Genomic DNA, 12,915 nt, shown 5'->3' on the forward strand with positions numbered 1-12,915 from the left:
CAAGCCTACGGGGCGATCGGGACCGCCTCCAAACCTGTTGTCGCCTGTCGCCGCACGGGACCGGTTACCGGACAAGCCCGGCCCGTCCAGACTCTCCGGGCCACTACCATCGAGCGCGTGACACCGCGGGGAACGAAGCCTCAGTGAGGAAACGGCTCACGGCTGCCCTCGGGGCAGTGATGATCATCCTGGCCGTCGGCGTCAACCCTGGCGTCGGCGCGGCCCATGCCCAGCCCCCCGCGCAGGCGCTCCGCAAGGACCCGCTGGCGATCGTGCTGGAGAACGTCACGCCGAGCGTCCTCGGGCCCAAGCACAAGACGCTGAAGGTCAAGGGCAAGATCGTCAACTCGGGCACGACGCCGATCGCGGGCGTGCAGGTCCAGGCGCTGTACGGGCAGCGGTTCACCACCCGGGCCCAGCTGGCGGAGTTCGCCGCGGGATCCGGCCAGGAGGCCGCGACGACCGTGCTCAGCTCCTCGCGCGTCTTCGACGTCCCGGCGGGCGGCACGCAGTCGTTCACCCTCACCGGCGACCCCGCGCGCCTCGCCGCGCTGTCCCGTTCCGACCTGTCGGTCTACCCCCTCGCGATCGCCGCGGGCAACGCCGACGGCCGCCTGGCGACCGCGCGCACGTTCGTCAACTACGTGCCCAAGGACGCCAAGAAGACGATCACGCCGACCAAGGTCGCGTTCGTCTGGCCGCTGATCGACGCGCCGCACCGCACCACCGACGCCGAGTTCACCGACGACGGCCTCGCCGCCTCCCTCGACCCCGACGACGCACGCAACGGCAGGCTCAACACCCTCCTGGACGCCGTCGACACCGGCGCGGGCAACCCGTCGGTCGCGCTCGCGATCGACCCGTCGCTGATCACCGACGTCGAGGCGATGCAGCGGCCGTACCAGATCGTGGAACGCGTCGACTCCCCCGCCGAGGGCCAGCCCGCCAAGCGGGTCGAGGAGAAGGAGTCGAACGGCAACGCCAAGAACTGGCTGAGCAGGCTGCGCGCCTACGTCGGCGAGGACGGCAACCAGTTCTTCCTCACCCCCTACGGCGACGTCGACACCGTCTCCCTGGTCAACAAGAAGATGGCGCAGGGCTCGACCAACCTCCTCAAGGCCGCCTACACCGACAAGAAGCTCGCGACCGACGTCCTCGACGCCGCCGAGACGTACCCGAAGCTCGCCTGGCCCGGCAACGGCACGATCAACCAGGCGACGATCGACCGGCTCGTCAGGCTCGGCGCGCAGGGCAGCAGCCAGTTCCTGCTGAGCAGCGACCAGCTCCAGGCCGTCGCGGGGCTCAGCTACACGCCGAGCGCCGCGCACACCGTCGAGACCTCCTCGGGACGGGTCAGGCCCGCCCTCGCCTTCGACGAGACCATCCAGCAGGTGATCAGCTCGAGCACCCGCTCACAGAGCGGAACGCTCGCCGCCAAGCAGCGCTACCTGGCCGAGACCGCGCTGATGACGGCCGAGGCCCCCGGGATGGGCCGGACCCTGATCGTGACGCCGGACCGGCGCTGGAACCCGTCGCCGGAGTTCGCGAAGTTCCTGCTGAACCACACCGACGCGCGCTCGGCCTGGCTGAAGCCGACGACGCTCGGCACGATCGCCCAGCCGAAGAACCGGACGGACAAGCGCCAGCTCGTCACCTACCCCGACGCCGAGGCCGAGTTCACCAGGACCTACCTCGACAGCGTCAAGGGCATGTTCAACCGGGCGACCGCGTTCGCCAATCTGTTCGAGTCCCCCGACAACGAGCTGCTGCGCGCGCCGATGCGGGCGACCGCGAACTACTGGCGGGGCGGCGGCGCACGTCGCGAGGCCGCTTACCGCTTCCTGGACTCCACCACGCGGGCCGTCGACGCCGAGGTCGGCAAGATCAACCTCGCGAGCGAGGAGGTGAAACAGATCGCCGGGTCGTCGGGGATGCTGAAGTTCACCGCCGTCAACGAGCTCACCGAGGGCCAGGTCAAGATCCAGATCGTGATCTCCTCGCTGCCCAAGGGCAGGCTCGTGTTCCCCGAGTCGGCCGACCCGCAGGTATTCACCGCGATCCGCGAGGTCGACGCCGGGCAGAAGAACACCCTCATGGTCTCGGTGAAGCTGCCGACCGGCGGCTCCATCGACAACAAGATCCCGGTGAAGGTGCGCATCCTCAACGAGGCGGGGCAGGAGATCAACTCGAGCACCGTCGACGTCAGTACGACCGGAGTCTCCGCTGTGGGGTTGTTCATCACCATTGGCGCCCTCGCCGTGCTGGTCGTCGGCGTAGGCTTCCGGGGGATGCGCGCGCGGCGGCGGCGCAAGGAGGAGGAAGCTCGTGACCACGGAGCAGCAGCCGGCTGAGCGGCGGCAGGAGGAGCCGGAAAAGGGCGGGGGCTCCAGCCTGCTGCGCTCGGGCGCGCTCATGGCGCTCGGCACGATCGCCTCCCGGATCACCGGGTTCGTCCGCAGCGCGGTGATCATCATCGCGCTGGGCAACGGCATCCTCGGCTCGATCTACAACCTCGCCAACACCATCCCGAACATCATCTACGACCTGCTGTTCGGCGGCATCCTCAGCTCGATCATCGTGCCGATGATCGTCCAGGCCAAGCGCAAGGACCGCGAGTACGGCGAGCGGTACGAGCAGCGGTTCTTCACCGCCGCGCTGCTCGGCCTCGCGGTCATCACCATCGGCGCGGTCGTCGCCGCGCCGCTGATCATGCGCGCGTACGGCGGCTCGGAGCTCCAGGGCGCGGACCTGCGCCTGGCGGTGCTGTTCGCGATGTTCTTCCTCCCGCAGATCTTCTTCTACGGGGTCGGCGCGTTCGCCGGGGCCATCCTCAACACCCGCAACTCCTTCGCCGTCCCCATGTGGGCCCCGGTGCTGAACAACGTCGTGGTGATCGCCGTCGGCGTCGCGTTCCTGGTGATCCAGGACGGCGGACCGCCCACCGCGGCCAACCTCACCGACGCCGAGTTCCTGCTCCTGGCGATCGGCACCACCGGCGGCATCGTGCTCCAGACGATCGTGCTGTGGCCCGCGCTGCGCGCCACCGGCTTCCGCTGGCGGCCCAGGCTCGACTTCCAGAAGGGCGAGCTCGGCCAGGTCGGCAAGGCCGCCGGATGGACGCTGCTGTACGTCGTGCTCATCCAGGTCGGCTTCCTGATCATCACCCGGCTGAACACCACGGCCGGATTCCAGGCCGAACAGGAAGGGCTGTCGGGCGCGTACGGCTACGCCTCCTACGCGACGGCCTACCAGTTCTTCCAGCTGCCGTACGCGATCGTCGCCGTCTCGGTGATCACCGCGCTGCTGCCCAGGATGAGCGCGCACGCCGCCGACGGCGACACCTCGGCCGTCCGCGACGACTTCTCCTCGGGCCTGCGGCTGTCGTCGGTGCTGATCGTGCCGGGCGCGGCCTACATGCTGGCGCTCGCGCCCGACATCGTGCAGGCGCTGTTCGCGCACGGCAACACGAGCTCGTCCGACGCCGCCGTCATCGGCCGGATCATGCAGGCGTTCGCGATCGCGCTGATCCCGTTCTCGATCTACCAGCTCATGCTGCGGGTCTTCTACGCGCACCGGGACACCAGGACCCCCGCGCTTGTCGCGTTCGTCACCGTCGTGGTGAACGTCGGCACCGCGCTCGCGGCGTTCAACCTGCTGCCGACCGAGGACAAGGTGGTCGGCATCGCGGGCGCGTTCGTCATCACCAACTGCGTCGGCGTGGTCGTCTGCGCGCTGCTGCTGCGCCGCCTGCTCGGCAGGATCGACGCCGGACGGATCATCGCCGCCCACGTCAAGATGCTCGCCGCGGCGGGCCCGATGGCCGCGTTCGCGGTCGGTTGCCACATCCTGATCGAGAAATGGGCCGGAACCGGACTTATCCCATCTTTGACCACATTGGTCGTCGGGGGTCTCGGTGGTGGCATCCTTTACCTGGTCGCCGCGCGGGTGCTGCGCATCCCCGAGGCCGACACGATGGTAAGGACGCTCAGCGCCCGGATTCCGGGACTGCGCTAACCCATAACCCCTACTACGATGTCAGGCACCATGGGATTCGACGATGTGCGGCGCAGTGACCGGCCGAAGATCCGGCGGGGATCGTCATGAGCACTTCAGTCATTGAACCCGGGACCCGCCTCGCCGGCCGCTACCGGCTCGAGGAGCAGGTCAGCGAGGCCGGCGGCTCCACCCTGTGGAAGGCCATCGACGAGATCCTCGCCAGGGCCGTGTGCGTCCGCACCTTCGCGCCGGACTTCCCGCGCGCGGCCGAGGTCGTCACCGCCGCGCGCAGCGCCTCACGGCTCACCGACCCCCGGCTCACCCAGGTCTTCGACGCCGACGACAGCGGCGAGCGCGCCTACGTCGTCAGCGAGTGGGTGAGCGGCGACACCCTCGAGGAGATGATCGAGAAGGACGGGCCGCTCGCGCCGGGCCGTGCCGCCCGGTTCGTCTCCGAGGCGGCCGAGGCGCTCGCGTCGGCCCACCAGGCCGGGATCTCGCATCTGTGCCTGACCGCGCGCGACCTCGTCTGGACCACCGGCGGCACCGTCAAGCTCACCGGGCTCGGTGTCGACGCCGTGCTCGCCGGGGTCAGCACCGCCGACCCCGCGCGGCTCGACGCGCTCGGCCTCGGCCAGATGCTCTACGCGGCGCTCACCGGCCAGTGGCCGGGGTCCGCGTCCGAATCGTCGCTGCCGATCGCGCCGGAGACCGACGGTGAGTTCGTCTCCCCCGGCGAGCTGCGCGCCGACCTGCCGCCCGCGGTCACCGCGATCGTCTGCCGGGCCATGGAGATCGGCGCGCCCGAGACGCCGCTGACCACGCCCGCCGAGGTCGCCGCAGCCCTCACCGAGGTTCCGCGCACGCCGCTTCCGCTGTTCGCCGGGCTGCAGAGCGGCCCGCCGCCCGCGGTGATCAACCGGACGCGTCCCGCGCCCAAGCCCGAGGCGAGGACCGTCCCCGCGCCGCGTCCCACGAACCCGCCGACGCAGCGCACCGCGCGGATGCCCGCGCCGCCGCCCGTCGCCGAACCCGAGGTCAGGAGCGTCAACCGGCCGCTGGTCGGCGGCGCGATCGCCGCCGCAGCGCTGGTGATCGCGCTGGCCATCTGGCAGTTCGCCGGCGGCGACACCGGCGGCGACGAGCCCACCCCCGGCGTCCCCACCGAGACCTCCGCGCCGCAGCAGCCCGGCTCGGGCGCGGCAAAGCTGCGGATCGCCTCGGCCGAGGGCTTCCAGCAGGTCAAACCCGGACACGCCGGGCACGAGGACAGCGCGGTCGAGCCGACCGCCCGCCTCGCCGTCGACGGCAAGTCCGGCACCTACTGGGAGACCCAGAGCTACCACGACAGCATCTTCGGCAACTACCTCGAGGGCGTCGGCATCAGGCTCACGCTGCCCGAGTCGTCAAGGATCAGCAAGATCGTCCTGAACGTGCCGGCGAGCAGCGCCGGAGCGCCCTACTCGCTGTCCATCGGCGACTCCGCCGACCGCTCGGTCCTCACCGAGACCGGCTCCGGCACCCTCGCCCCCGGCAAGAACGAGATCGCCGTGCCCTCCGACACCACAGGCAAGTACGTCATCCTCTGGTTCACCAAGGGCCCGCAGGACGGCAAGCTCAGGATCGGCGAAGCCGTCGTCTTCGGGGCGTCCTGATGGCCCTGTTCGGACGAGGCAGGGCGGCGACCGAGGGACCGGCCACCGACAAGGAACTGCTCCGCAGGCACGCCCAGGGCGACCCGCACGCCTTCGGCGAGATCGTCACCCGGCACCGCGACCGCATGTGGGCCGTGGCGCTGCGCACCCTCGGCGACCACGAGGAGGCCGCCGACGCGCTCCAGGACGCCTTCCTGTCGGCCTACCGGGCCGCGGGACGCTTCCGCGGCGACGCCGCCGTCACCACATGGCTGCACCGGATCGTCGTCAACGCGTGCCTCGACCGCGTCCGCCGCCGCTCGGCAAGGCCCACCGTCAACCTCCCCGACGCCGAGACCCTCGACGCCCTCGCCCCCAAGAACAACGACCCGACCTCCGCCCACGAGGTCGCCCTCGACGTCACCGACGCCCTGGCCCACCTGCCCTTCGAGCAGCGGGCCGCGCTCATCCTCGTCGACATGATGGGCTACTCCGTCGACGACGCGGCGTTCGTCCTCCAGGTGCCGCCGGGAACCGTCAAGAGCAGGTGCGCGCGCGGCAGGGCGAGGCTCGCGCCACATCTCCGGCATCTAAGGAACCGCAAGAGCGGCAACCGCGTCGAACCCTCGAACGTTGGTACTGACGTTCCCGCCGTTCCGCGGCAGGGTGGCTCACCAGTGCTCGAAGAAGGAGGGGGCGCGTCATGACAGGTCGGCACTACGACCTCGACGTGCTCGCGGATCTCGCCGAAGGTCTGCTCGACGACGAGACCACGACGACCGTTCGCGGCCATCTGGCGGTATGCGCGCTGTGCGCGTCCCATCAGGACGAACTCAACGAAGTGACGAGGATGCTGGCTTCCGCGCCGCGTCCCGCGCTGCCCGAGAACCTCGCGGCGAGACTCGACGCCGCCCTGCTCGCCGAGGCGACGCGCGGGGCCCCCGTCGTCGACCTCGCAGCCAGACGACGGGCCAAGATGACAAGGTTCGTCTCGGTGGCGGCCGCCGCGGTGGTGGTCTCCGGCGTGGGGGCGTTCGCCCTGGGCAACGGCGTCCTCGACGGGGCCGACAAGAAGGACATCCAGGCCCACGTGGTGCCGCCGACGTCGGAGTCGGCGGAGTCTGCGGACCCGTCGGCGGCGCCGTTCAGCCGGGTCGCGAGCGGCACCGACTACACCGCCGACGACCTCGCCGCGCTGGCCCGCAACCCGCGCCGCGTCGTCGGCAAGCCCGCAGCGCCGATGACCGAGGCGCAGCGCGGCTGCCTGGCGCGGACGGTCCCCTCCGGGAAGATCTCGTTCGTCGACATGGCCGAGTACCAGGGCGTTCCCGCGATGATCATCATCGCGGAGGGGGCGATCTACGTCACCGGGCCGAACTGTTCGGCGACCCAGGACGACCTCCTCGCGCAGAGCCCGGCGAGCTGACCCGATCCGTGCGCTGTTTCACGTGAAACAGCGCACGGGCCGGGCCGATACCGGCCGCGTCAGCCTGGGTCCCTCTGCTGGGTCAGCCGACCTCTACTGTGTTAACCGACCTCTTCGAGGAAGTCGAGCGCGATCGCCCACGCCTGCTCGGCGTAATGGGCGTCGAAGTCGGGCAGGCCGGAGTCGGTGAACAGGTGGCCGGCCCCCTGGTAGCGGAAGATCTCCACGTCCGCGCCCGCCCGCCGCATCTCCAGATACCAGGAGTTCAGCCAGTCGGACGGCTCGTACAGATCGGGGTCGGCGACGTGCAGCTGGACCGGGAGCTCGGTCTCGGCGTCCTCCGTCAGATCCGACGTCCCGTGGATCAGCAGCAGGCCCTTGGCCTTCTCGTCGGCAAGGCCGACGGTCTGGGCCAGCGCCGCGCCGAGCGAGAAACCCGCATAGACCAGGCCCTCCTCCGAGTGCGGCGCGGACGCCTTGGCCGCCCTGCTGAGCAGCTCGTCCCTGCCGATCTCTTCCATGATCGCCCGGCCCTCGGCTACGTCGTCGACGACACGGCCGCCGTAGAGGTCGGGGACATGCACGACATGTCCCGCCTCGCGTAGCCGTTCGGCTGCCTCTTCCACAGCCGGACGCAATCCGTAGACGGAGTGAAACAACATCAGTGCGGCCACATCCCTACCCTATGGGTCTATGGGGCCCTCACCCAGCAGGGAATGAGCGGGCCTTAGGATTCGTTGTCGCCCGCGAGAACGCCGAGCGGGGCGCCTTTGAGGAACAGGAGCACAAGTGAGCACGGACATCCGCAACGTGATCATCATCGGGTCCGGCCCGGCCGGATACACGGCGGCGATCTACGCGGCAAGGGCCGACCTCAAGCCCCTCGTCTTCGAAGGCTCCATCAGCGCGGGCGGCGCGCTCATGAACACCACCGACGTCGAGAACTTCCCCGGCTTCCCCGACGGGATCATGGGCCCGGACCTCATGGACAACCTGCGCAAGCAGGCCGAGCGGTTCGGCGCCGAACTCGTCACCGACGACGTCACCGAGGTCGACCTCACCGGGCACCCGAAGGTCGTCAAGGTCGGCGAGGAGTACCACTACGCCAAGGCCGTCATCATCGCGACCGGATCCGGCTACCGCGAACTCGGCCTGCCCAACGAGAAGCGGCTGTCCGGCCGCGGCGTCTCCTGGTGCGCGACCTGCGACGGCTTCTTCTTCCGCGACCAGAACATCGCGGTCGTCGGCGGCGGCGACACCGCCCTGGAAGAGGCGATCTTCCTCACCAAGTTCGCGAACGTGACGGTCGTGCACCGCCGCGACACGCTGCGCGCGTCCAAGATCATGCAGGAGCGGGCGCTGTCGAACGAGCGCATCACGTTCCTGTGGGACAGCGAGGTCATCGACGTCCTCGGCGAGAACAAGGTCGACGGCGTCCGTGTCCGCAACGTCAAGAACGGCGAAGAGGGCACCCTCGACGTCACCGGCCTGTTCATCGCGATCGGCCACGACCCGCGCAGCGAACTGTTCAAGGACCAGCTCGACGCCGACGCCGACGGCTACCTCAAGGTCGAGCACCCGACCACAAGGACCAAGCTCGCCGGGGTTTTCGCCTGCGGCGACGTGGTGGACCATGTTTACCGCCAGGCCATCACGGCCGCGGCGAGCGGCTGCTCGGCCGCCATCGACGCCGAGCGCTACCTTCAGGAGGGCTGAACCATGCAGGCAGTGACCGACAACAGCTTCGAGGCCGAGGTTCTGAAGAGCGACAAGCCCGTCCTCGTGGACTTCTGGGCCGAGTGGTGCGGACCGTGCCGGATGGTCGCCCCGATCCTCGAGGAGATCTCCAAGGAGCACGCCGAGAAGATCTCCATCGTCAAGCTGAACATCGACGAGAACCCCAACGTCACCCGTGACTACGGGATCATGCAGATCCCGACGATGTTCGTCTACAAGGACGGCGAGGTCGTCAAGCAGATCATGGGCGCGAAGCCGAAGGCCGCGCTGCTGCGGGAACTCGCCGACTTCCTGTAAGCGACAGAACGCCGAAGGCCCGCACGCGTGACGCGTGCGGGCCTTTCTGTTCGGGTCAGGTTTGGTCGGGTCAGGGGAGCGGGGCGACCACCGGGGGTGCGGGAGCGGCGGCCGGGACCTCGAACTCGCACCAGCCGGTCCAGCCCGTCGCGGCGACGTCGTCGACCGCGCGCAGCCGCCAGCTGTAGATCCCGGGCGCGGCGAAGGGGGCCGCGCCGGCGGAGAACGCGAACGTGCGCTTCTCGTTCGGGTCGGAGAACTGCCAGCCAGACAGCACGTTGACGAGCGCGGCCGTCGTGCCCGCCGTCGCCGCCTTCCACTGCGCCTCAACCCGGACGAAACCACCGTCGGGGTCGGACGTGGTGCCGGCGAACTGACCCGTCGCCGCGGCGGTCTGGGGGCGTCCCGCGCCCGCGCCGCACGCGATCGGACCCGCGGCACCTGCGGGGGTGAACGAACCGGCCTCGACGGGCGTCGGGAGGTTCGCGCCCGGGTCCGCGCCGACGCCGCCGCCACCGTCACTGCTCGCGCGGATGACGAGGCGCGCCTTGTTCGTGAACTTCACGAACCCCTTGGCGGACTTCTCGTTCGCGGCCGACAGCCGGAGCGTGATCGTGTCGCCGCCCTTCTCCAGGATCGCGGCGGCCGCCTTGGTGATCGTCAGCTCGAGCGCCTTCGACTTGCACTTGGCCTTCACGCTGCCGAGCTTCTTCAGCGTCTTCGGCTGCTTCTTCCACGTCGTCTTCTTGCTGATCCCGGCCGTCAGGTGGACGTTCATCTTCGGCGTCCCGCCCTTGCGGCACGGGTTCGGCGACGACACCGGGACGACGAGCTTCACCGAGTGGAGGTTGTCCTCGTAGTAGGCGTCCGCGAGCGTCATCCGGAAGTAGGCGCGGTTCACCGACCCGGCGGTCTTCCCGACGGGCGCGGTCGTCTTCTTGTTGTAGAACGCCTTCTTCGGCTGCTTGCTCGACACGCGCGCCCAGACGAGCTTGTTGCCGTTCGCCGCCCTCGCCGTCGCGGGCGCCTTCGGTTCGTCGGGTCCGGAGGGCAGCGCCTGGACGGCGGGAACCTGGAACGCGGTCACGGCAAGCGTCACCGAGGCGGCGGCGGCGAGGAGACGTGCTTTCACGAAGGGGGGCCTCTCGGGTGGCACACGGGGGATGGTGCGCGAGCCTAGCGGTCCGCGACCCGACGCGCCACGGAGTCCGTCACCCCGCTCCGTGGCCACTCGGACACAGCCTGCCCGATATGTACCGTTCATCCCGTACGTCCCGAAAAAAACGAGGCTCTGAGATGGCCTCAGACGGGACGCAAGGCACCTTCTGGGGTCATGGACCCAAGGAGACGCTCAAGGGCCACCTCGACGTCCTCACGCCACGACAGGGCCGATCGCAGATCGAGCCTCAGCCGCGGAAAGCGATGATGCGGACGAATCGTTTTAAATCCGACAGCGAGCAGGTACTCGGCCGGGACCATGCACCCGCCGTCCTCCGCCTTCAAATCGCCGAACGCCTCGATCGCCTTCACCCCACGACGCGTCAGATCCTTCGCCACACCCTGCACCAGCATCCGGCCGAGCCCGCCGCCCGCGAACTCCGGAACGATGTGCGCGTTCATGAGGAGCACCGCGTCGGCCGAGACCGGGCTCGTCGGGAAAGCCACCGAGCGCGGTACATAAAGCGGCGGAGCGTACTGCACAAAACCCGCCGGGACATTGTCGACATAAACCAGCTTGCCGCAGCTGCCCCACTCGAGAAGCGTCGCCGACACCCACGCTTCCTTCTCCAGCCCCGGGTCGCCGACCGCGTCGGCCCGCTCCCGGCTCACCGGATCCAACTCCCAGAACACACACGTCCGACACCGCCGCGGCAGGTCATCGAGGTTGTCGAGCGTGATGTTCACTACGCGACGTGACACCGGCCCCGCACCTCTCCCTCGGTGACTGGTTCGTTCGAGCCACGCCGAGACCCCCCGAAGGCCAACCGGAATAGCCCATCCGGCATCGTATCCAATACCGCCCGGCGGGAACCTCAGCCCGTGCCGTACGGTGGGGTATCGGCCATCGCGCCCATTCAGGAGGCAGAAAATGGAGACCACACGCAGCGACTCGCATCTCGACCGTTACGCCGCCCGTGCCCAGGGCATGGTGGCGTCGGAGATCCGAGCTCTGTTCGCCGTGGCCTCCCGCCCCGAGATCGTCTCACTCGCCGGCGGCATGCCGTTCGTCAACGCACTCCCCCTCGACGACGTCGGCGCGATGCTGCAGCACCTCATCGCCACCAAGGGCGGCGAAGCACTCCAGTACGGATCGGCCCAGGGCGACCCCGAACTGCGCGAACGCATCTGCGACGTCATGGCGCTGGAAGGCATCACCGCCTCGCCCGAGGATGTCACCGTCACCGTCGGGTCCCAGCAGGCGCTCGACCTCCTCACCAAGATCTTCGTTGATCCCGGTGACGTCGTCCTTGCGGAGTCCCCGTCATACGTGGGGGCGCTGGGGACGTTCGCGGCCTACCAGGCCGAGGTCGTCCACATCCCGATGGACGGGTACGGCATCATCCCCGAGGCGCTGCGCGAGACCCTCGTCCGGCTGCGCGCGGAGAAGCGGCGCGTGAAGTTCCTCTACACCGTGCCGACCTTCCAGAACCCCGCGGGCGTCACCCTGTCCGCGCCGCGCCGCGCCCAGCTCCTCGCCCTCGCCGAGGAGTTCGACCTCCTCATCATCGAGGACAACCCGTACGGGCTGCTGTCCTTCGACGCCCCGCCGCCCCGGCCGCTGCGCGCGGATGAGGCCGAACGCGTCATCTACCTCGGCTCGTTCTCCAAGACGTTCTCCAGCGGCATGCGCGTCGGCTGGGCGCTCGCCCCGCACGCCGTCCGGGCGAAACTCGTCCTCGCCGCCGAGTCGGCGATCCTGTCGCACAGCAACCTCACCCAGCTCGCCGTCCGCGAGTTCCTCGCCACCCACCCGTGGCGCGACCAGGTCAAGTCCTTCGTCGAGCTGTACCGCGAACGCCGCGACACCATGCTCGCCGCCCTCGCGGAGACCATGCCCGAGGGCACCACGTGGACCCGTCCGGCGGGCGGCTTCTTCGTCTGGCTGACCCTCCCCGAGGGCCTCGACTCCAAGGCCATGTCCCCCCTTGCCCTCGCCAACCGCGTCGCCTACGTCCCCGGCACCGGCTTCTACTCCGACGGCACCGGCCACCGCCACCTCCGCATCTCCTACTGCTACCCAGAACCCGCCCGCATCCGCGAAGGCGTCCACCGCCTCGCCACCGTAATCCACCAAGAACAATCCCTAAGAACCACCTTCTCCTAACCCACCCCTCCCCCCTTCCCCACTGCCCCGGCCCCCAGCCGGGGCAGCCCCTTTTCCGCCCCCCTTCATCCGGCCAGGGCAGACCCTTCCCCGCCCCCCGCCTGACCCCGGCTCCCTCCCACCCCACCCCACCCCCACCCCTCGGACCCCGGGGGGACCTCCCAGCCGCGCAGCCCAACCTGCCACCCCCACCCCCCCAACGGCAGCCACTCCACACCGCACCGTCACGCACGCCACCGCGCTCGTGGGCCTCCCCACACCCCAGCCGCCCCCACACCCCACCACACCACTCCCACCCCCAACCAGCGGCAGCGGCAGCGGCAGCGGCAGCGGCAGCGGCAGCGGCAGAATCACAGCCCCGCCATCCAGTTTCACGTGAAACAAACCCCGCCCCCACCCAACCAACCCAACGACCCAGCCACCCAATCCCCCACCCATCCCCACCACCCCTACGCGGGCAGCGGGCAGCGGGCAGCGGGCAGCGGGCAGCGGGCAGCGGG

The 12,915-nt window shown here is 69.7% G+C and carries 11 protein-coding genes; 8 read left to right on the forward strand and 3 right to left on the reverse strand.

What is annotated here, in order from left to right:
* Positions 1-143: 143 nt before the first annotated feature.
* From R9X44_RS23330 to R9X44_RS23350, 5 genes are all read left to right on the forward strand, one after another.
* Positions 144-2,351, forward strand: coding sequence for a DUF6049 family protein (locus tag R9X44_RS23330; protein WP_319816380.1), 2,208 nt, complete (start codon positions 144-146; stop codon positions 2,349-2,351).
* Positions 2,326-4,014: a murein biosynthesis integral membrane protein MurJ gene (gene murJ, locus R9X44_RS23335; protein ID WP_319816381.1), complete on the forward strand. Its 1,689-nt coding sequence runs from the start codon at positions 2,326-2,328 to the stop codon at positions 4,012-4,014. The genes R9X44_RS23330 and murJ overlap by 26 nt, the downstream gene beginning before the upstream one ends.
* 86 nt (positions 4,015-4,100) lie before the next feature.
* Complete coding sequence (locus tag R9X44_RS23340; protein ID WP_319816382.1) at positions 4,101-5,651, forward strand: AMP-binding protein; 1,551 nt, start codon at positions 4,101-4,103, stop codon at positions 5,649-5,651.
* Positions 5,651-6,337 (forward strand): RNA polymerase sigma factor SigM, encoded by a 687-nt coding sequence (gene sigM / locus R9X44_RS23345; protein ID WP_319816383.1) that lies wholly within the window; start codon positions 5,651-5,653, stop codon positions 6,335-6,337. The genes R9X44_RS23340 and sigM overlap by 1 nt, the downstream gene beginning before the upstream one ends.
* Positions 6,334-7,056 (forward strand): hypothetical protein, encoded by a 723-nt coding sequence (locus R9X44_RS23350; RefSeq protein ID WP_319816384.1) that lies wholly within the window; start codon positions 6,334-6,336, stop codon positions 7,054-7,056. The genes sigM and R9X44_RS23350 overlap by 4 nt, the downstream gene beginning before the upstream one ends.
* 101 nt (positions 7,057-7,157) lie before the next feature.
* Here the strand turns inward: R9X44_RS23350 and R9X44_RS23355 are convergent, their stop codons facing one another.
* Positions 7,158-7,718, reverse strand: coding sequence for a dienelactone hydrolase family protein (locus R9X44_RS23355; protein WP_319816395.1), 561 nt, complete (start codon positions 7,716-7,718; stop codon positions 7,158-7,160).
* A gap of 127 nt (positions 7,719-7,845) precedes the next feature.
* On the opposite strand from R9X44_RS23355, the gene trxB reads away from it, so the two are divergent.
* The gene (trxB, locus tag R9X44_RS23360) at positions 7,846-8,772 is read left to right on the forward strand and encodes a thioredoxin-disulfide reductase (RefSeq protein WP_319816385.1); all 927 of its coding nucleotides are present in this window, start codon (positions 7,846-7,848) and stop codon (positions 8,770-8,772) included.
* A 3-nt stretch (positions 8,773-8,775) separates the two neighbouring features.
* Entirely contained in the window at positions 8,776-9,090 is a 315-nt protein-coding gene (gene trxA / locus R9X44_RS23365) for a thioredoxin (protein ID WP_319816386.1), read from the forward strand.
* Between the two features lie 70 nt (positions 9,091-9,160).
* On the opposite strand, the gene R9X44_RS23370 is transcribed toward trxA, so the two are convergent.
* Together R9X44_RS23370 and R9X44_RS23375 are read right to left on the reverse strand one after the other, a co-directional pair.
* Positions 9,161-10,222, reverse strand: coding sequence for a hypothetical protein (locus R9X44_RS23370; RefSeq protein WP_319816387.1), 1,062 nt, complete (start codon positions 10,220-10,222; stop codon positions 9,161-9,163).
* A 170-nt stretch (positions 10,223-10,392) separates the two neighbouring features.
* A complete protein-coding gene (locus tag R9X44_RS23375) occupies positions 10,393-11,010 on the reverse strand; it encodes a GNAT family N-acetyltransferase (RefSeq protein WP_319816388.1) in 618 nt (205 codons plus the stop codon).
* Positions 11,011-11,179: 169 nt separating this feature from the next.
* Between R9X44_RS23375 and R9X44_RS23380 the strand changes: the two genes are divergently transcribed.
* On the forward strand, positions 11,180-12,415 hold the full coding sequence (locus R9X44_RS23380; protein ID WP_319816389.1) for a PLP-dependent aminotransferase family protein: 1,236 nt from the start codon (positions 11,180-11,182) through the stop codon (positions 12,413-12,415).
* The last annotated feature ends 500 nt before the right edge of the window (positions 12,416-12,915 follow it).

The organism is Actinocorallia sp. A-T 12471 (genome assembly GCF_033875155.1).
In the GTDB taxonomy this organism is placed as follows: Bacteria; Actinomycetota; Actinomycetes; order Streptosporangiales; family Streptosporangiaceae; genus Actinocorallia.

Bases quoted from the DNA above. Each gene is read 5' to 3' on its own strand.
- R9X44_RS23350 (WP_319816384.1), top strand. From the start codon at position 6,334: ATGACAGGTCGGCACTACGACCTCGACGTGCTCGCGGATCTCGCCGAA.
- R9X44_RS23355 (WP_319816395.1), bottom strand. From the start codon at position 7,718: ATGTTGTTTCACTCCGTCTACGGATTGCGTCCGGCTGTGGAAGAGGCA.
- sigM (WP_319816383.1), top strand. From the start codon at position 5,651: ATGGCCCTGTTCGGACGAGGCAGGGCGGCGACCGAGGGACCGGCCACC.
- trxA (WP_319816386.1), top strand. From the start codon at position 8,776: ATGCAGGCAGTGACCGACAACAGCTTCGAGGCCGAGGTTCTGAAGAGC.
- R9X44_RS23380 (WP_319816389.1), top strand. From the start codon at position 11,180: ATGGAGACCACACGCAGCGACTCGCATCTCGACCGTTACGCCGCCCGT.
- R9X44_RS23340 (WP_319816382.1), top strand. From the start codon at position 4,101: ATGAGCACTTCAGTCATTGAACCCGGGACCCGCCTCGCCGGCCGCTAC.